The 20849-nt window shown below is 36.5% G+C and carries 16 protein-coding genes; 2 read left to right on the top strand and 14 right to left on the bottom strand.

What is annotated here, in order from left to right; genetic code table 11:
* Window positions 1-372 precede the first annotated feature (372 nt).
* The 11 genes from queG to ACIQ2X_RS04455 all read right to left on the bottom strand — a co-directional run bounded on the left by queG (window position 373) and on the right by ACIQ2X_RS04455 (window position 14292).
* Window positions 373-1299: a tRNA epoxyqueuosine(34) reductase QueG gene (gene queG / locus ACIQ2X_RS04505; RefSeq protein WP_396177710.1), complete on the bottom strand. Its 927-nt coding sequence runs from the start codon at window positions 1297-1299 to the stop codon at window positions 373-375.
* A gap of 73 nt (window positions 1300-1372) precedes the next feature.
* Window positions 1373-2395, bottom strand: a complete 1023-nt coding sequence (ruvB, locus tag ACIQ2X_RS04500; protein ID WP_396177709.1) for a Holliday junction branch migration DNA helicase RuvB — start codon at window positions 2393-2395, stop codon at window positions 1373-1375.
* Window positions 2396-2438: 43 nt separating this feature from the next.
* Entirely contained in the window at window positions 2439-2717 is a 279-nt protein-coding gene (locus tag ACIQ2X_RS04495; RefSeq protein ID WP_396177708.1) for a GNAT family N-acetyltransferase, read from the bottom strand.
* Between the two features lie 73 nt (window positions 2718-2790).
* Window positions 2791-4587 (bottom strand): cbb3-type cytochrome c oxidase subunit I, encoded by a 1797-nt coding sequence (locus tag ACIQ2X_RS04490; protein ID WP_396177707.1) that lies wholly within the window; start codon window positions 4585-4587, stop codon window positions 2791-2793.
* A 45-nt stretch (window positions 4588-4632) separates the two neighbouring features.
* A complete protein-coding gene (locus ACIQ2X_RS04485) occupies window positions 4633-5784 on the bottom strand; it encodes a cytochrome c oxidase subunit II (RefSeq protein WP_396177706.1) in 1152 nt (383 codons plus the stop codon).
* Window positions 5785-5802: 18 nt separating this feature from the next.
* Window positions 5803-7320: a quinol:cytochrome C oxidoreductase gene (locus ACIQ2X_RS04480; RefSeq protein ID WP_396177705.1), complete on the bottom strand. Its 1518-nt coding sequence runs from the start codon at window positions 7318-7320 to the stop codon at window positions 5803-5805.
* Window positions 7321-7344: 24 nt separating this feature from the next.
* Entirely contained in the window at window positions 7345-7890 is a 546-nt protein-coding gene (locus ACIQ2X_RS04475; protein ID WP_396177704.1) for a c-type cytochrome, read from the bottom strand.
* Window positions 7891-7898: 8 nt separating this feature from the next.
* Window positions 7899-8426, bottom strand: a complete 528-nt coding sequence (locus ACIQ2X_RS04470) for a DUF3341 domain-containing protein (RefSeq protein ID WP_396177703.1) — start codon at window positions 8424-8426, stop codon at window positions 7899-7901.
* Complete coding sequence (gene nrfD / locus ACIQ2X_RS04465; RefSeq protein WP_396177702.1) at window positions 8419-9822, bottom strand: NrfD/PsrC family molybdoenzyme membrane anchor subunit; 1404 nt, start codon at window positions 9820-9822, stop codon at window positions 8419-8421. Before nrfD ends, ACIQ2X_RS04470 begins: the two co-directional genes overlap by 8 nt.
* Before the next feature lie 40 nt (window positions 9823-9862).
* Window positions 9863-12928: a TAT-variant-translocated molybdopterin oxidoreductase gene (locus ACIQ2X_RS04460; RefSeq protein ID WP_396177701.1), complete on the bottom strand. Its 3066-nt coding sequence runs from the start codon at window positions 12926-12928 to the stop codon at window positions 9863-9865.
* A gap of 83 nt (window positions 12929-13011) precedes the next feature.
* Window positions 13012-14292 carry a c-type cytochrome gene (locus ACIQ2X_RS04455; RefSeq protein ID WP_396177700.1) on the bottom strand — a complete coding sequence of 427 codons (1281 nt, stop codon included), beginning with the start codon at window positions 14290-14292 and terminating at the stop codon, window positions 13012-13014.
* A gap of 217 nt (window positions 14293-14509) precedes the next feature.
* Here ACIQ2X_RS04455 and ACIQ2X_RS04450 point away from each other — a divergent pair, with 217 nt between their 5' ends.
* Complete coding sequence (locus ACIQ2X_RS04450; protein ID WP_396177699.1) at window positions 14510-14899, top strand: SPOR domain-containing protein; 390 nt, start codon at window positions 14510-14512, stop codon at window positions 14897-14899.
* A gap of 71 nt (window positions 14900-14970) precedes the next feature.
* Here ACIQ2X_RS04450 and infB read toward each other — a convergent pair whose 3' ends face one another.
* From infB to rimP, 3 genes are read right to left on the bottom strand one after another with little or no spacing between them, the layout of a single operon-like run.
* The gene (gene infB / locus ACIQ2X_RS04445; RefSeq protein ID WP_396177698.1) at window positions 14971-17889 is read right to left on the bottom strand and encodes a translation initiation factor IF-2; all 2919 of its coding nucleotides are present in this window, start codon (window positions 17887-17889) and stop codon (window positions 14971-14973) included.
* Window positions 17890-17940: 51 nt separating this feature from the next.
* Window positions 17941-19185, bottom strand: a complete 1245-nt coding sequence (gene nusA / locus ACIQ2X_RS04440) for a transcription termination factor NusA (protein ID WP_396177697.1) — start codon at window positions 19183-19185, stop codon at window positions 17941-17943.
* A gap of 4 nt (window positions 19186-19189) precedes the next feature.
* On the bottom strand, window positions 19190-19657 hold the full coding sequence (rimP, locus tag ACIQ2X_RS04435; RefSeq protein ID WP_396177696.1) for a ribosome assembly cofactor RimP: 468 nt from the start codon (window positions 19655-19657) through the stop codon (window positions 19190-19192).
* Between the two features lie 174 nt (window positions 19658-19831).
* Between rimP and ACIQ2X_RS04430 the strand changes: the two genes are divergently transcribed.
* Window positions 19832-20656, top strand: a complete 825-nt coding sequence (locus ACIQ2X_RS04430) for a universal stress protein (RefSeq protein ID WP_396177695.1) — start codon at window positions 19832-19834, stop codon at window positions 20654-20656.
* The last annotated feature ends 193 nt before the right edge of the window (window positions 20657-20849 follow it).

Below are 20849 nucleotides of genomic sequence, written 5' to 3'. Positions count from 1 at the left end.
TAGAATATTCCCATTTTCCTTCTAATGATGCTTGAGCATCATCATCTTTGTCGCAAGATGTTACAGTTGCAAACGATGCAAAAGCAAGTGCTACTAAAAAAATTTTTTTCATTTTTTGTGTTTTTTATTTGTTAAATTAGAAGCGCAATATATATTATTCCGTTGAAAAAAACTAATTTATGGAATTGTATTACAAATTTTTTTGTGAAATTTTAACTGATTGACTATCATGCTTTTGTTAATCAAAAAATTAAAATAAAGCCAAGAATGAACTAATATTGACCTTATTGATGAACGTTTTCATAGCAAAAATCGAAACGGCTTTTTTGACAAGAATAACACTATTAAATTAATCTTAACACTGTTTCAATACTACTTTATTTGCACAAATGATATATTACGTTGCAAACCTTCCCGTTTTGTACGTTTAACTGCTGAATTCTTAAAAACCTTTTCAAAAGTTTCCGTTGTAATATCTTGCCACTCTTTTTTTGTAAAAGATAATATCCCCGGATTTGGGTTAAAAAGTGGTTCCTTGTGTGGTTTTGAAAAGCGGTTCCACGGACACACGTCCTGACACACATCGCAACCAAAGATCCAGTCGTCCATTTTGCCTTTCATATCTACCGGAATTGAGTCTTTCAATTCAATCGTGAAATAGGAAATACATTTACTCCCGTCCACTACGTAAGGTGCTACGATGGCTTCAGTCGGACAGGCATCTATACAAGCTGTACAAGATCCGCAATGGTCGGTTACCGCATGATCATAATCCAACTCCAAATCGACAATGAGTTCGGCAATGAAATAAAAAGAACCTACTTTTTGTGTAATAAGATTGGCGCTTTTTCCCATCCAACCGAGTCCACTTTTTGCCGCCCAAGCCTTCTCTAAAACTGGTGCGGAATCTACAAAAGCACGACCAGAAACGTGACCAATTTCTGTTTGAATGCTGTGCAAAAGTTCTTTTAATTTTTCTTTTATTACAAAATGATAATCTTGACCGTAAGCGTATTTTGAAATTTTATAAGTGTTTGAAACCTGCTGGTTATCGGGATAATAATTTAAAAGTAATGAGATCACACTTTTGGCATCGTCAACTAACAAAACCGGATTCAATCGCTTGTCGAAATTATTTTCCATATAGTGCATTTTACCGTTGAAATTGCGATTCAAATACGCTTCCAATCGGGGTGCTTCCTCTTCCAAAAAACCCGCTTTGGAAATTCCGCACGACAGGAAACCGAGGCGTTTGGCTTCGGCTTTAATAAAGAGGGTATTTTTGTGGTTATTTAGCATAGCAGTGGCAATTTAGCCGTGATAGAAGTGGTAGCCCGGAATGAGGACTACAAACGAATAGCAGGAATAGCTCCTAAAAAAGCCCTCCTTGAATCTTCGTGTTCAATTTTCCCAAATGCGTATACGCTTTTTCAGTTACTTCACGTCCTCTAGGTGTTCGCATAATAAAACCTTCTTGAATCAAAAAAGGTTCGTAGACTTCCTCGATGGTTTCGCTGCTTTCGGAAACAGCTGTTGCCAAAGTGGATAATCCAACAGGACCACCTTTAAATTTATCGATGATGGTGTTCAATATTTTGTTGTCCATTTCGTCTAACCCGTGAGCATCAACATTGAGTGCTTTCAATGAAAATTGCGCAATTTCGATGTCGATACTACCGTTGCCTTTGATTTGCGCAAAATCGCGAACACGTCTCAATAACGCATTTGCAATCCGAGGAGTACCTCTACTTCGACCAGCAATTTCGAGTGCAGCATCATAAGAAATTGGAACCCTTAAAATAGAAGAACTTCGCTCAACAATAGTGGTGAGTAGTTCTTTATTATAATATTGCAATCGACTTTGGATACCAAAACGCGCCCTCATTGGAGCTGTTAATAATCCTGAGCGTGTGGTGGCACCCACAAGCGTAAAAGGGTTCAAATTAATTTGCACCGTTCGAGCATTCGGACCCGACTCAATCATAATATCAATTTTAAAATCTTCCATTGCAGAATATAAATATTCCTCCACAATAGGACTTAAACGATGAATTTCATCGATAAACAACACATCGCGTTCCTCTAAATTGGTCAATAAACCTGCTAAATCACCCGGTTTATCTAGAACAGGACCTGAAGTTATTTTGATACCTACACCCAATTCATTGGCTAAAATATTGGCCAAAGTGGTTTTTCCCAAACCAGGAGGGCCATGAAATAGCGCGTGATCTAAAGCTTCGTTTCTTAGATTGGCAGCTTGAACAAATACTTTAAGGTTTTCTAAAATTTGATCTTGACCTGCAAAATCGTCAAAAGAAAGTGGGCGAAGTTTACGTTCTAAATCAAGTTCTTCAGGATTAAAACCAGCATTGGTAGGGTCTAAATTTTCATTCATATGACAAAGATAAACAAAGCTGTGGTTAGTAATTTCTATGAAGTTATTTTTTTGATATGAAGTCGTTCCATTCAGGATGTTTGTTGATAAAATTTTTTACAAAAGCACACGACGGAATAACATTCAAATCATTTTGTTTACAATACTGCAAAGCACCTTCAACCAACTTAGACCCTACGCCATTTCCAGCTACTTCCTTTGGCACTTCGGTGTGAACGAGGTCTAAAATATTGGGTTCAATTTTATCAAATTCAATGAAGGCGATTGATTCATTATGTTCTAATTCAAAACGATTGTTGCTTGAAACTTTAACTACTTTCATCACTTTTTATTTAAAGGTAGCAAAAAAGATCAAAAAAAAACCTGCCAAAGCAGGTTTTATAATTAAATTATGATTAATGATGGAGGACTTCTTCGCCTTCTTTCATAGGAATATTTTGAGGAACGTAGTCTAAATCGTGACCTGGTTTGCTGTAATCGTAAGGCCAACGGTGAACTTCAGGAATAGCACCTGGCCAGTTTCCATGAATATGTTCAACAGGAGTTGTCCATTCAAGTGTAGTAGATTTCCATGGATTTTGCACTGCTTTTTCTCCATAAAAAATACTATAAAAAAAGTTGAATAAAAACACCAACGTGAAAGCACCCCCAATTAAAGCAAAAACTGTTATCAATACGTTTACATTTTGCAGATCGTCAAAAAGAGGGAAATTGGTATTGGTGTAATACCTTCTAGGCAAACCAGCTAAACCGATAAAGTGCATTGGAAAAAATACACCATAAGCTGAAATTGCAGTTACCCAAAAGTGTACATAACCTAGGTTTTTGTTCATCATTCTACCGAACATTTTTGGAAACCAGTGGTAAATACCAGCAAACATTCCATAAAGAGCAGAGATACCCATTACTAAGTGAAAGTGAGCAATTACAAAATAAGTATCGTGAACGTTAATATCTAATGTCGAATCCCCCAAGATAATACCGGTTAAACCACCTGAAATAAATGTTGAAACCATACCAATAGAAAACAACATCGCAGGGTTCAATTGAAGATTACCTTTCCATAACGTTGTAATCCAGTTAAAAGCTTTTACAGCTGATGGGATAGCAATCAATAAGGTAGTGAATGTAAATACAGAACCTAAAAAGGGGTTCATTCCAGAAATAAACATATGGTGGCCCCATACAATTGTTGATAAAAATGCAATTGCAAGCGTAGAAACAATCATCGCGCGGTAACCAAAAATAGGCTTACGAGAGTTGGTAGCAAGAATTTCTGAAACCAGACCCATTGCTGGTAAAATTACGATATATACCTCGGGATGACCTAAAAACCAAAATAAGTGTTCAAACAACACGGGAGAACCACCCTGGTAATGCAAAACTTCTCCAGCAAGATAAATATCAGACAGGAAGAAAGAAGTACCAAAACTTCTATCCATAATTAAGAGCAAAGCAGCAGACAACAATACTGGAAACGAAAGAATACCAATAATTGCAGTTACAAAGAATGTCCATATTGTTAACGGAAGACGAGTCATCGTCATTCCTTTCGTTCTTAAATTTATAACAGTAACCACATAATTTAAAGATCCCATTAAAGAAGATGCGATAAAAATTGCCATAGAAACGAGCCATAGCGTCATACCCGCACCAGAACCTGGAATTGCTTGAGGCAATGCAGAGAGTGGCGGATAAATTGTCCAACCGGAAGATGCCGGGCCAGATTCAACAAAAAGGGAACTGATCATGATGACAGAGGAGAGAAAAAACAACCAGTACGATACCATGTTCATAAATCCTGAAGCCATATCCCGGGCACCAATTTGCAGCGGAATCAAGAGGTTACTAAAAGTACCGCTAAGTCCAGCAGTAAGTACAAAAAAAACCATAATAGTACCATGAATGGTAACTAAAGCTAAATAGGCATCATTTTTTAAAACTCCACCTGGTGCAAATTTTTCACCTAAAAAGAATTTAAAAACACCAAAAGCTTCTTCAGGCCAAGCTAACTGCATTCTGAAAAGCATTGACATTCCTACACCAATAACACCCATTATAATACCTGTAATCAAGTACTGTTTGGCAATCATTTTGTGATCAATACTGAATATATACTTCGTTATAAAAGTATCTTTATGGTGGTGTTCTTGTTCGTGATCGTGCTCGTGATTGTGTCCTTCTACTGACATATTTTTTAATTTAATTTTTTATTAAATAAATAGATTTAATACAATTTAATTTGCAAGTACAACTATTGGTGCTTCTACCGCAGTTGAATCCGGAACCAACGTCGGAGTTGCAGGCGCTGCTGGTGCATTTGCTTCTTTAATTTGTTGTGCTAATGTTGGTTTGTCTGCCAACCAAGTTTTATATTCCTCTTGAGAAACAACAACAACTTTCATTTGCATGTTGTAATGGGAAGCACCACAAATCTTGTTGCAGAGTAAAAGATAGTTAAACTCATATGGATCTAAAGCAGTTTGGCCACTAGCAGTTAACTTGGCACTTTTTGCAGCTCTTATTTTATTGATATTAGCAATCTTTTCTTCGATTTTTGGAATTGCGCGATATTCTTCAGTTGTTAATGTAGGAATAAAAGCAAACTGAGTAACCATTCCGGGAACACAATTCATCTGCGCTCTAAAATGCGGCATATACGCAGAGTGAAGTACATCTTGAGAACGCATTTTAATCAACACCTTTTTTCCTTTTGGTATGTATAGTTCAGTGGACATTTTATCATCTTGTGCATTAGGGTCTGCCATATCCACACCAACAGTATTAACCCCTTGAATGTATCGAACATTTGCTTTACCTAACACATTATCCCCTCCTGAATAACGAGCTTCCCATCCAAATTGTTTTGCGTAGACTTCAACTACAATTACGTCTTCTTCTTGTTCATCTACAAACATAATATTAGTCCACGCATACAAGCCGTAAAGAATCAAACCCGCTAAAACAACCGCAGGGATGGTACTCCAAATAACTTCTAACTTGTTGTTATCCGCAAAATACAATGCTTTACTATCTTTAGTACCTCTATATTTAAAAGCAAAATAATGAAGCAACAATTGTGTGATAAACTGTACTATAAAGATAAGTAACCATGTAATATTCATTAACAAATCTACATCCTTACCGTGTTCCGATGCAGGATTATCCAACACTAGAGGCCCCCAAACAATCAGACCATAAATCATAAAGATATAAAGGAAGGCTAGAAAGCCAAACATCAAATACCCTTGAACTTTATTATCCGCATCACTTGCAACTTGTGTATTGTGGGCCGTTTGCCCTACTTGCGTCAAATCGAATATTTTAGTCAATTGCCAAAGTGCAATAGCTAATAAAACTAAAACTATAATTACCAACAAACTTGTCATCTGTTTTTACTTTAAATATTAATAATGAAAATGCTTACTTTCCTCAATCAGTGGATTTCGCTTAGGCAATAAAGGAGATTTAGTAAGTGCTGTAAATACAACAAGAATAAATAATCCTATAAAGAAAAGTAACGAACCAATTTCAGAAACTCCAATAAACCATCTGTCCCCCACAGTTGCAGGCATAATCATCATGAAGAAATCTACGTAATGACCTAATAAAATTACTGTGCCTGCCATTACAAGAATCCATGTCAAACGCTTAAAATCAGTGTTGATTAAAATTAGTACAGGAAACACAAAATTCATAACTATCATTCCGAAGAAAGGCAAATTGTAGTTTTCAATTCGTGTAATAAAATAAGTAACCTCCTCTGGAATATTAGAATACCAAATCAGCATAAACTGGGAGAACCACAAGTATGTCCAGAATACACTTATACCAAACATAAATTTAGCTAAATCGTGTATATGACTTGTATTTACATACTCTAAGAAACCTCTTGATTTCAAGTAAAGGGTAACAAGTGTTATAGTTGTTATTCCACTAACAAAGAAACTAGCGAAAACATACCATCCAAAAAGTGTGCTGTACCAGTGTGGATCTACTGACATAATCCAATCCCAAGACATAATAGATTCTGAAACGATGAAAAACACCAAAAACATTGCAGAAATATTAAAATTCTTCTTGTAGTACAAATTATCGTTAGCGTCATCTTGCAACAAACAATTCTTGCGAGAAAAATACTGATATACACTCCACCCAACCAGAAAAAGAGCTGCTCTTCCAAGCCAAAACGGCACATTCAAATAGCCTAATTTATTAGCAACTAAATGGTCGTAATTTTCGTGCCCTACTTCACCTACACCATCAGCCATCCATACAAATAAATGATTGAAATGCATACCAGATAGAATCAATAAGATAAAAAAGATAACCGAACCTATAGGTAAGTAGGAAGTAATACCTTGCATTACTCTGAACAAAACAGGAGACCAACCGGCCTGTGCTACTTGTTGAATAGCATAGAATACAAGCACTCCAAGTGAAAGCAACATTATAAAAATACAAGCTACATATAAAGCGGCCCAAGGCTTATTCTGCATTTGGTGCAATACATGCTCTAAATGTTTTTCGTGATCGCCATGTGCATCATGACCACTATGTCCGGCATCCGTTTTTTTAAGTGCATCTGCTTTATGAGTCGCGGAAACAATCCTAGCATGTACAGTATCCGAACTAGACGCAACAGCTGAAGTGTCTGTATGATGAATAGTATCTGCTGATGCTTGTTTCGGTACTGAATGCCCAGCTTCAGAATGCTCTTGAGCTTTAGCATGTGTCCCAACATTCGTTGTATGTGTTTCTGATGCAGCATGGCTTCCATGATGTTCAGCAGCTTCTTTTTCTAAAATAGCCTCTACGTCAGCGGTCGTTTTTGGCGCCATTAAAAAACCATAAACTATACCCAAACTTCCTAAAACCATCAGGATTATAGCGAACGTTTTTAATCTGCTTGAAAATGTGTACATATCTTATATATCAATGTTATACAATTATAATTCGCTCTTTAATTTCATTACATAAGAAGAAACCATCCAACGTTCTTCCTGAGTAAGTTGATTCGAGTAAGCCCCCATTGAGTTTAATCCATAGGTAAGTACATGATAAGTACTACCCTCTGTAATTTCTCTGTCAGCATAGCTTGGAACCCCAAGGATTTTTTCTCGTTTAACCAAATTGCCTTGACCGTTTCCAGTTTCACCATGACAGATGGCACAGTAAATTACATACAATTCTGCTGCTCTTTCTGAATTTTTACCTAACGAATCCAACGGAGACTGTAGATTGGCTTTAGCTGCTGCATATCCCTCATTAGTATTTGGATAATCGTAGGGCTCAAAACCCCTTTTTACAGCGCCTTTAGGAACCTCTTGACCTTCTTTTCCGTTTGCAAATGCATCCGACTCCGCATAGGTTTCGTATCCTACTGGCTCATACATGTTAGGAAAATATTGGTAATTAGGACTTTTTGTATCATAACAAGAAGTCACTAAGACCGATAAACCTAGAACAATTACTATTTTATTTAAGCTTTTCATATCTACAATTAATGCTTTTCAATTACTTTAACTTCTACCGCTCCTGTATTTTGAAAAAAGGCAATTAGTTCCTCCTCATTATTATGTACAGCAACTTCCATTAAAAAATGGTCGTCAGTAGTTCTTACATCTGGATTTTCAGCTTGTTTAAAAGGCCATAATTTGCTTCTCATATAAAAAGTAATTACCATTAAGTGTGCTGCGAAAAATACAGTTAATTCGAACATGATAGGAACAAAGGCCGGCATATTTTCAATATAACTAAAACTTGGTTTACCACCAATGTCTTGAGGCCAATCTGAAATCATAATGTAATTCATCATCCAAGTAGCAAAAGATAAACCAATTAAACCATAAATGAATGAACAAATTGCTAATCGAGTTGGAGCAAGTCCCATCGCTTTATCCAAACCGTGCACCGGAAAAGGGGTAAAGACTTCTTCAATATGATGATGAGCCGCACGGGTCTTTTTAACCGCATCCATCAACACGTCATCGTCATTGTAAATAGCGTATATAACTTTATTACTACTCATGGTGTGAATGTTTATTTTCTTCTCTTAATTTTTTATAATTTTCGCCAGATGATTTCAAAATCGTTTTTACCTCTGCTTGTGCAATTACAGGGAAAGTTCGTGCATATAACAAGAAAAGTACAAAGAAAAAACCAATTGTTCCAATGAAAATTCCAATATCTACGAAAGTTGGTGAGAACATCGTCCATGAAGATGGAAGATAATCTCTGTGTAATGAAGTTACGATAATAACAAATCGTTCGAACCACATTCCAATATTTACGACAATAGAGATTACGAATGAAAACATGATGCTCGTTCTTAATTTCTTAAACCACATGAACTGTGGAGAGAAAACGTTGCAAGTCATCATCGACCAATATGCCCACCAATATGGACCGGTTGCTCTATTTAAAAACGCATATTGTTCATATTCCACTCCTGAATACCAAGCCACAAACAGCTCAGTGATATAGGCAACACCTACAATAGAACCTGTAATCATAATTACAATATTCATTAACTCGATGTGCTGTAAAGTGATGTAAGCTTCAAGATTTGAAACTTTTCTCATAATGATCAACAAAGTATTCACCATTGCAAATCCAGAAAATACTGCTCCTGCAACGAAATAGGGAGGGAAAATGGTAGTATGCCATCCTGGAATTACTGAAGTAGCAAAGTCAAATGATACAATCGTATGTACAGAAAGTACCAATGGTGTTGCCAAACCTGCAAGAACCAAAGAAACTTCTTCGAAACGTTGCCAGTCTTTAGCTCGACCGCTCCATCCGAAACTTAGAATAGAATAAACTCTTTTGGTAAAAGGGGTTATGGCTCTGTCTCTTAACATTGCAAAATCGGGAAGCAAACCCGTCCACCAAAAAACTAATGAAACAGAAAGGTAGGTGGATATCGCAAATACGTCCCAAAGTAAAGGAGAATTAAAATTTACCCATAAAGACCCGAATTGATTCGGAATTGGTAAAACCCAATAAGCCAACCAAGGACGACCCATGTGAATAATTGGAAATAAACCCGCTTGAACGACTGAGAAAATGGTCATTGCTTCTGCTGAACGGTTAATTGCCATTCTCCATTTTTGTCGGAAAAGTAAAAGTACGGCAGAAATTAAGGTTCCAGCGTGACCGATACCAACCCACCAAACGAAGTTAGTAATATCCCAAGCCCAACCGACTGTTTTGTTTAATCCCCATGTTCCAATACCTGTAGAGATGGTATAGATGATACAGCCCAATCCCCAAAGGAAGGCTATTAATGCGATTGAAAAGACAATCCACCATTGTTTGTTTGCTCTACCTTCAACAGGTGCAGCTACATCTACTGTTATATCGTGATAAGATTTATCACCTATAACTAAAGGTTTTCTAATGGGAGCTTCGTAGTGAGACGACATAATCCTTTATATTGTTACTGATTAATTAAATTTTTTGATACTAAGTATTTCTAACCTTAACGTGATACTGCACATTAGGTTTTGTACCTACATGCTCCAATAAATGATACATTCGATCATTTTCGAGCGATTGTGCTACTTTACTTTCTTTATCATTGATGTCGCCAAAAATCATAGCTCCTGAAGTACAAGCTGCAGAACAAGCTGTTTGAAATTCACCATCTTTGATTACTCTTCCTTCGCGCTTTGCATCAAGAATTGTTTTCTGTGTCATTTGAATACACATTGAACATTTTTCCATAACTCCACGAGAACGAACGTTTACATCAGGATTTAAAACCATACGACCTAAATCATCATTCATATGGTAATCGAATTCATTGTTTTTACTATACAAGAACCAATTGAAACGACGTACTTTATACGGACAATTGTTTGCACAATATCTTGTTCCCACACATCTGTTGTAAGCCATATGATTTTGACCTTGACGGCTGTGTGAAGTTGCTGCTACAGGACAAACAGTTTCGCAAGGTGCGTGATTACAATGTTGACACATTACAGGTTGAAAAGCCACTTGAGGATTTTCAGAAGCCAACTCCATTTCACCGAAGCCACCTAGAGAACCTTTGTCACCAAATAAACCGTCAAAATTATTTTTCTTATTATTGTCGCCTTCAAAAGTAGTTTCAGAAGAATAATACCTGTCAATACGCAACCAATGCATATCTCTACTTCTTCTTACTTCACTTTTTCCAACAACCGGAACGTTATTTTCAGCATGACAAGCTATAACGCAAGCGCCACAACCAGTACAAGCATTTAAATCAACCGAAAGGTTAAAATGATGACCAACTGAACGATCAAATGAAGTCCATAAATCCACTTCTACTGCTTTAACTGGATTATGATCCAACGAAACCATAGGTTGGATGTTCCACTCTTTAGCATCTACAGTATTGAAAATTTCTAAAGTGGTTTCTTTAATAATATCGCCACGTCCCATTAAAGTTTTTTGCAACTGAACACAAGCGAACTCGTGATCCCCAGCAGTTTTCTCAATAGTTACCGATTGTACATTATTAAAGCTTTTATATAAAGCGTAAGCGTTTACACCTACTTGCATTTCTTCTTTTAAAGCGGCTTTCTTTCCGTACCCAAAAGCCAAACCAATAGTGCCAATTGCCTGCCCTGGTTGAATAATCACAGGAACATTTTCAAGCTTAGCGCCATCAACTGTTAATGTAACATAGCTACCATTCAATCCAGCATCGGCTACATTATAATTTACTAATTCTTTCGCCTCTGCATCTGCTTTAGAAATGGTAATGTAATTGTCCCAAGAAACACGTGTAATTGGATCTGGAAATTCTTGCAACCAAGGATTGTTGGCTTGTTGTCCGTCTCCTAAACCTGTTTTTGTGTACAAAATCAATTCCAAACCCTTTTGAGCAACTGACTGCGATAAATTTGAAGCTGCTGACACAAAATCAGAAACTGCAGTTCCAACTGTAGCACCACCTACAGCAAGAACACCGTCATGCACCACTTTATTCCAACTCGATCCAGACGTGTAAGAAGCTGAATTTAATCGTAAATAATCGTAGTATGAAACGCTATTTCCAGTCCAATCCAACAAAAGTTCTTGAAACTGTTTTGTTTGCTTGAACAGAGGATTAATGGTCGGCTGCGTTAATGCATATGTTCCTTTTGTCAACACCAAGTCATTCCAAGATTCCAAATAGTGAGTTGTTCCTATTGCAATTTTAGAAACGGAAGCCGTTTCATCCTCTTTTAATGAAACCGCTACAGAAAGATTCACTTTCTTTAAACTCTCAACAAACTCTTTTGCATTTGGCAACGAATAAGCAGGATTTACACCGCTCATTATCAATGTATGCACTGCTCCACCTTTTAAGTCTGCAAGGAATTGCGTCATAACTTCATTAGAACCTTTTCTAATTTGACGAATTCCAGCACCAATGAATGAATCACTATTTAAAGCACTATTAATAGCCAAAACCAATAACTGTGCATTTTTATCTTCAATTCCAGAAACTAAAAGACCCTTGGAGCGCGAAGCCTTTAACTGTTGAGCAGCTTTATTTACTTCTGCTTCGAATTTTTTATCTAAAATTACAGCAACGTTTCCTCCTGCTACAACATTATAAATATACACTAAAGCTAACTTTTGTTGTGCAACGGTCATCGGAACGCGCTTATCAGCAGCAGCTCCAGACAAAGTCATATTGGCTTCAAACTGAAAATGTTTGGACATTTTACCATTTTTTGGTATACGACCTTTGGCATAACCTGTGTCGTAATTTCCCCCTTGCCAATCACCTAAGAAATCAGCACCAATACCTACAATCGTTTCTGCTTTTGAAAAATCATAATCAACCAAACCTCTTTCACCATACGCTGTTTGAAAAGCATCCAAGGCAGCTGAAGATGAAACAGTATCATAAATTACGTGTTTAGCCGAAGGATTAGCCGTTAAAAATTCACCAACTAATTTTTCAGTCGATGGACTTGCTAACGTATTGGTTAATAAAACCACTTGTTTGCCTTGGGCCTTTGCGTCCGCTAAACTTGATTTCACTTTAGCATTTACCGATTCCCAAGAAGCAGTTTTTCCATCCATCTTAGGTTCCTTCAAACGAAGACTATCGTACAAAGACAAAATGGAAGCATGAACACGTGCATTAGCTGAAAATTTTGCTCCAGATAAAGTATTGTTTTCAATTTTAATTGGACGACCCTCTCTTGTTTTAACTAAAAGATTTGCAAAATCAAAACCGTCAAACATTGAAGTTGCATAAAAATCAGCAATTCCAGGGATGATTTGCTCTGGCTGAACTACATAAGGAATAGATTTGATAACTGGACCTTCACACGCTACAAGCGATGCAGCTGCAGTGCTGAATCCAACGTACTTTAAGAAATCCCGACGCGTAGTTGAAGACGCTGCTAAAGTGGATTGATTACCTAAAAATTCATCAGTAGGAATCGCTTCAACAAATTCGTTATTTCTTAACGTCTCAACAATAGAGCTATTTTTGTTTAGCTCTTCAACACTTTTCCAGTATTTTTTGTTTGATGACATCTTATATAAATATTAGCTTCTTAATTATTTTATTTTTTTACAAAATCGCCTTATAAACTATTCGAAATGAATATACTATCAGACTAGTAGTGGCATTTTCCACATTCTAAACCACCCAATTCAGCAGCAGTAAGTTTGTCCTTACCGTATTTCTTAGCCAGTTCATCGTGAATTTTTTCGTAGTATGCATTGCCCTCCATTTTAACATTTGTTTCGCGGTGACAGTCGATACACCAACCCATCGTTAAAGGCGCAAATTGCTTTTGAATTTCATAAGTCTCAACGGGACCGTGACACTTTTGACATTCTATACCTCCAACCGTTACGTGTTGGGCGTGATTGAAATAAACGAAATCAGGTAAGTTATGAATTTTAACCCATTTTACAGGCTTAGTTTTACCAGTATACATTTGTTTCTCTTTGTCCCAACCTACAGCATCGTAAAGTTTTTGAATTTCAGCTGTGTAAAACTCTTTTGTATATTCTACGTATGTGGAATCTTTATCTCCAACAAATTCTGAAATGCTTTTATGACAATTCATACAAACATTCAAGGAAGGAATTCCTGCATTTTTACTCGTACGAGCCGAAGAGTGGCAATATTTACAATCAATTCCATTTTCTCCAGCATGTATTTTGTGCGAATAATGTATCGGTTGAATTGGAGCATAATCTTGATCAACACCCACTTGCATCAAGTACCCATAAACAAACCAAGCACCTGACAACAACAACAAAATCACTGTCACTAAAACTAGAAATTGGTTTCTAGCGTAAGCTTTCCATATTGGCATTGTTGGCTCTTTTGCAATAGCTTCAATTCCGTTAGCTTTTGCAATTTTAGCTAAAACATTGCTCACCAAGAAGAGCATAACTACTAAAATTCCCATCACTAAAGCCAATGCACCTAAAATTACTACATTGGAAACCCCAGAATCGGTAGTTGCAGTTGCAACAGCCGCACCAGGTGCGGGAGCTTCAGGAGCCGGAATCGGTTCCGCAGTGTAAGCAAGGATATTATCAATATCAGCATCGGACAATTGAGGAAATGAAGTCATAATCGACTTATTATATTCCTCAAATATTTTAACTGCATCTGCATCACCGGATTTTACCAATGCTTGACTGTTCTTGATCCAAGAATGAAGCCATTCATTGCTGTACTTTTCCGTTACCCCTCTTAAAGCGGGACCAGTCATCTTAGCATCTAACTTATGACATGCCGCACACTGTGCATTAAATAATGCTTTACCTGCCGCTGGATCTCCTGTTTGCGAAAATGTTTCAGCGGAAAACGTTAGCATAATAGCTAAACTTAACAGTAAAATTCTAGAAATCGAATTATGGTTACCCACGTTTTTCATATTTAAAATGATTATCGACTAATTATGATAGGACATATTCCAATTCGAATTGGCACAAAACCCTATTAGGTCATTTATATTTTGCACAAAAATACGACTTAAGTCTTATTAACAAAACCTTAAAAATTCATAATTCTTAATTTATAATAATTCCAAATAAATTAAAATTATAGCGATTTAAGTATTAATAGTACATTTGCCTAAAATATATGATGTTATGAAAAAAAATACCTTGCAAGCCTCTTTTTTGCTTTTAATTTTAACCGCTTTATTATCAATAAATTCAGCAGCACAAAGTAGCAAAGTTAGTCTTTCACAGGATCCAAAATTTGAGCAATTGCTAAATGAAAAACGGAAAATTAATGTTTCGATTGCGGCAAATGAAGGCTATAAAATTCAAATTTATACGGGGGATAGCGAAAATTCAAAGCGCGAATTGACTCGGTTTAAGGCTGATTATGGTCATTTAGATGCTACAATAATCTTTCATACGCCTTATTATAAAGTTTGGATTGGTAATTTTAAAACAAAAATCGACGCACAACGTCATTTACTGGAAATTCAGAAAAAATATGCGAATTCGATTATTATAAAACCCAACAAATAAAATTAGCTTTTAAACTAAAAAAAACCGATAATCATTGACTATCGGTTTTTTTATTGTTAGAAAATATTTTCTTACTTCAACTTTTTCTTCACAGCCACTTCTTGGAAAGCTTCAATGATATCATTTTGTTCGATTTCGTTGTATCCCTTGATTTGCATACCGCAATCGTATCCCTTAGACACCTCCTTTACATCATCTTTAAATCGTTTCAGTGCAATCAATTCACCTGTGTGAATTACTACGCCTTGACGTATTAATCGAATTCGAGAAGATCTAAATATTTTACCATCCGTTACCATACAACCTGCAATTGATCCTACTTTTGAAATTTTGAAAATCTCTCTAATTTCGGCAGTACCTGTAATCTCTTCTTTCATTTCTGGAGATAACATTCCTTCCATTGCGTCTTTTAAATCATCAATTGCATCGTAGATAATTGAATAGTTTCGAATATCAATTTCTTCTTTATCAGCAAGCTGCCTAGCATTTCCAGCAGGACGAACGTTGAATCCGATAATAATGGCATCTGATGCGGAGGCCAACATAACATCGGTTTCAGTAATAGCACCTACCCCTTTATGAATGATATTAATTTGAATTTCTTCTGTAGACAATTTCGAGAAAGAATCTGATAATGCTTCTACAGAACCATCCACGTCACCTTTTAAAATAATATTCAACTCTTTGAACTGACCCAATGCGATACGTCTACCAATTTCGGCAAGCGTAATGTGTCTTTGAGTTCTAACTGACTGCTCACGCATTAACTGCGTACGTTTAGCCGCGATTTGTTTGGCTTCGCGCTCGTCTTCATAAACTGTAAATTTGTCACCAGCGGTTGCAGCGCCATCCAAACCAAGAACAGAAACTGGTGTTGAAGGTCCCGCGCTCGTAATAACGTTTCCGCGTTCATCGTGCATCGCTTTGATTTTACCGTGGTGCTTTCCAGCTAACATATAATCGCCAACATTTAAAGTTCCATTTTGAACTAAAATTGTTGAAACATAGCCTTTTCCTTTATCTAAGAATGCTTCTACAACAGTTCCAGAAGAAAGACGATTTGGATTGGCTTTTAGCTCTAAAATCTCAGCTTCAAGCAATACTTTTTCTAATAATTCTTTCACGCCCGTTCCTACCTTCGCAGAAATATCATGTGATTGTATTTTTCCACCCCAATCTTCTACAAGTAAATTCATACCTGCTAAGCGTTCCTTAATTTTTTCAGGATTAGAGTTGGGTTTATCAATTTTATTAATAGCAAAAATGATTGGCACATTGGCCGCTTGAGCGTGACTAATAGCCTCTTTCGTTTGTGGCATTATGTCGTCATCAGCAGCGACTACAATAATGGCAATATCGGTAACTTGTGCACCACGGGCTCTCATCGCTGTAAAGGCCTCGTGACCTGGAGTATCTAAAAATGCAATTTTCTGACCATTATCTAAAGTCACTCCATAAGCACCAATATGCTGCGTGATACCTCCTGATTCTCCTGCAATAACATTTTCCTTACGGATGTAATCCAGCAAAGATGTTTTACCGTGATCAACGTGACCCATTACAGTAACAATTGGCGCACGATCTTTTAAATCTTCTGGCGCATCGGATATCACTAATGCGTTATCTTCAATATCTGTAGTTATGAATTCTACTTCGTAACCAAATTCATCAGCAACAATGGTCAATGTTTCAGCATCAAGACGCTGGTTCATCGTTACCATAATTCCTAAAGACATACACGTTCCTATCACTTTAGTAATTGGCACATCCATCATAATGGCAATTTCTCCTACGGTAACAAATTCGGTAACTTTGATCGTTTTACTTCCTTCATCAATAGCTCTTTGCTCATCGTCTGATTTTTGACGGTGTGTATCTCTTTTATCTCTTCTGTATTTAGCCGCTTTAGATTTACCACCTTTACCTTGTAGTTTTTCTAAAGTTTCGCGAATTTGATTTTTAACTTCTTCTTCAGTTGGTTCTACTTTTGCAACAATTGCAGGACGATTACCTTTTACAAAACCTGGTCGTGCACTTCTGTTAGCTGCAGCTCCTGGAGCATTTGGAACAATCTTATTCGGATTTGGCCCACTTCCTGGAGGACGCGGTGTGGCTGGTTTCGTCGGAATTCGCTTTCGCTTATTTTTATTAGCATTTGCATTTGCAGCTGCATTCGCTCCAGGTTTATTCGGAGTTATTTTTGGCTCTTCCTTTTTCTTTTTTGGTTTTTCAAATTTAGAAAGGTCGATTGTTTTTCCTGTGAATGTAGTACCTGAAAGTTGCACATATTTAGTGGTCAAGGCCTCATCTTCGCGTTTTTCAGTACCTTCTTCGTTGTAGGTTTTAACAGGTTCGGCCGAACTTTCCTGCTTTTGAAGGACTTCGTTAGGCTTTTCAACTGTTAATTTAGGTGCAATTGGAGCGGCAGGAGCTGCTGCAGTTGTAATTACCTTGGGAGCTTCCTCCTTTGGTTTTTCAGGTATTGCATGCTCAACCTTTTTTTCTTGTAGTTTTTCAACCACAGGTTCAGTTAAAGGCTTTTCAACCACCGGGATTACCGGAGTTGGTTCTGGACGCTTCTCAATTGGTGTTTCTACTGGAGGAGCAGCTGGTGTTGACTTTTTAGGATTAAGATCGATGGAACCCACTTTCTTTAAACCTACAACATTCGCTTTTGCTTTGATAACCTCATTTTGTTTCTGACGTTCTTCATCAATTTTGCGTTTGTCTTCGATCTCTTTTTCACGCTCCAATCGTAAAGCTTCTTTCTCTTTACGCTTTTCTTCACTCACTTCTAGTGAAGCCTCTTTTTTCCCCTTGTCGCCAGCAAATTGATTTTGCAGGATGTTAAATTCCGCATCAGAAATCTTTGCGTTTGGGTTTGCATCAATAGCAATACCTTTATCTTTCAGATAATCAACCGCTCTTTCTAACGAAATATTAAATTCCCTTAAAACCTTATTAATTCTTATTACTCTCTCTTCAGACATAAAAAACTTTTATTATAACTCTTTTTTGTTGTGTTGTTGTAAGGTTAAACCTTAGCCATTGAACTCATCGTTCAATATTTTCATTACGTCTAGAATCGTTTCCTCTTCCAGATCGGTTCTTCTTACTAAATCATTTACATCTTGTTTCAAGATGCTTCTTGCGGTATCTAAACCAATTTTAGCAAACTCTTCAATTACCCATGCTTCAATTTCATCTGAAAATTCTGTCAACTCCACATCATCTTCTTCTTCGGCAACATTACCTTCTCTAATAACATCTAGCTCGTAACCTGTTAATTGACCGGCTAATTTAATATTATGTCCACCTCTTCCAATCGCTTTTGAAACCTCCTCTAATTTCAAAAATACCTCTGCACGTTTGTTTTCTTCGTCAATTTTGATCGAAGAAACTTTAGCGGGACTTAAGGCTCTTGTGATGTACAATTGTGTATTAGTGGTAAAATTAATTACGTCGATATTTTCGTTTCCTAATTCACGTACAATTCCGTGAATACGAGATCCTTTCATTCCTACACAGGCTCCTACCGGATCGATACGATCATCATAAGAATCTACTGCTACTTTTGCTTTTTCACCTGGAATTCGGACTACGTTTTTAACCATAATTAAACCGTCGAAAACCTCAGGGATTTCCTGTTCAAATAATTTCTCCAAGAACTTTTCTGAAGTTCTAGACATAATAATCTGTGGTTTATTCCCTTTTAGCTCCACGTTTTCAATAATTCCTCTTACATTATCTCCCTTTCGGAAAAAGTCAGATGGAATTTGTTTTTCTTTTGGAAGCACTATTTCATTACCTTCATCATCCACTAAAATCACTACCCGTGGACGTACATGATGTACTTCTGCTGTGTAAATTTCGCCTATTAAATCCTTAAATTGTTTGTAAAGATTGGTGTTATCGTGCTCGTGAATTTTAGAAATCAAGTTTTGGCGCAAGGCCAAAATCGCTCTTCTCCCTAAGTCAATTAACTTTACTTCTTCAGAAACCTCTTCGCCAATTTCGAAGTCGGGTTCTATTTTTCTAGCATCCGTCAAGGTAATTTCAAGATGATCCAAATCCAAGTCATCGTCCGCAACAATTACTCTTCTTTGCCAGATTTCCATATCGCCTTTGTCTGGATTGATAATAATATCAAAATTATCATCAGACCCAAATTTCTTTTTCAATGCATTTCTAAACACATCCTCTAAAATTGCCATAAGCGTTACACGATCAATGAGTTTGTCGTCTTTAAACTCTGAAAATGATTCGATTAATGCTATATTCTCCATATAATTAAAATATTATTGTAACAATTGCTTCTTTAATGTCATTATAAGAAATTTCTTTCCTTTTTTGAACCGTTTCTTTTCCTTTACCAATTTTTTTCGGTTCTCTTGCTTCCCAAGAAAGCGCGATATTGTGGTCGGTCGCTTCTTCTAATTTTGCTTCAATTGTGGTACCGTCATTCAATTTTACAATTAACGTTCTTCCCACATTTTTTTTATATTGACGAAGCATTTTCAAAGGAGAACCAACACCAACTGAGGCTACCTCGAGGGAAAAATCCAATTCTTCTCTATCCAAATTTTGCTCAATAGCGCGACTAACATCAACACAATCTTGCAATTGCACGCCGTTATCGCCATCCAAAGTTACGATAATTTTGTTTGAATCTGTTATGTTCAAATCGATCAGAAATACCGCTGGCTTGGCTTCGAGTCCTTGATTTAATAAATTTAAAACTTTTTCTTTAAATGTCATAATTTTATAAAAAGAGGGAAGCATTGCTTCCCTCATTATTCAACTTTTAAATAAATAACGGTGCAAATATAGTGATTTTTTTATAAATGAAAAATCATTGTTTCATCAAAAAATATTGTTATCTTTAATTCATCAAAACGATACGTTCACTTAAACCTTTTTACCCCTTTTTTTATGAAAAGAATATTAGTACCAACCGATTTTTCCGACCATGCACGCTTCGCAGCTAAAGTTGCTGCTCAAATCGCGCGTAAAGACAATGCCGAAATTTACCTACTCAATCTATTAGATTTGCCTTCACATATGAATGACGCCGTAAATGATGGCGTAAATATTCCCGAGGTCATGTTATATTTAGCTAAAACGAAAGAACGCTTAGCAGAATTAATGGAGGAGCCTTTTTTTGAAGGTCTGACCGTTTATGCCGACGCTAGATTGGAACGCGCCTTTGAAGGAATTGTTACTTTTAGTAAAGAAAAAAATGCCGACTTGATTGTAATGGGATCGCACGGAGCTTCAGGATTTCAAGAAATGTTTATTGGTTCTAATACTGAAAAGGTAGTACGTTCATCTGACATTCCAGTAATTATCATCAAAAGCGAAATGGAAGACTTTACTATTGACCGATTTGTGTTTGCTTCTGATTTTTCAAATGAAATTAAAAAACCATTCAAGAAACTCGTAGAATTCGCGAACTTGTTTCAAGCAAAATTAGACTTGGTAATGATTAATACGCCAAATAGTTTCAAAACCAATGATGTTGCCGAACACATTATGCAAAATTTTGTTAGCGGATTTCCTCTTGAAAACTATAGTTTACATATTTATAATGATGCCAACATTGAAAAAGGAATTATCAATTATGCCAACAAAACAAACGCTGATTTAATTGGTATAGCAACACACGGAAGAACAGGTTTGGCCCACTTTTTTAATGGAAGTGTAAGCGAAGACATTGTGAACCATGCAATAAAACCTGTAATTACTTTTAGAATTTAACTATTTATTCACTCTACTTAAAAAGCGGAAAATTAAAATGTTCCGCTTTTTTTGTAGCCTTTTTGAACAGGTTTAATAGTCAAAAATAGTTGGTAAAACAGCTGTTAAGCATTATAAAATTTGACGTTTCCAAAAGTTTATTGAAATTCGTTTCAATAAACTTTTTTTATTTATGAAAAACTCAAAAAAAAGC

It is taken from the genome of Flavobacterium sp. (genome assembly GCF_044368625.1).
GTDB lineage: Bacteria > Bacteroidota > Bacteroidia > Flavobacteriales > Flavobacteriaceae > Flavobacterium.
This window is presented reverse-complemented; position numbering and strand designations above follow the sequence as displayed.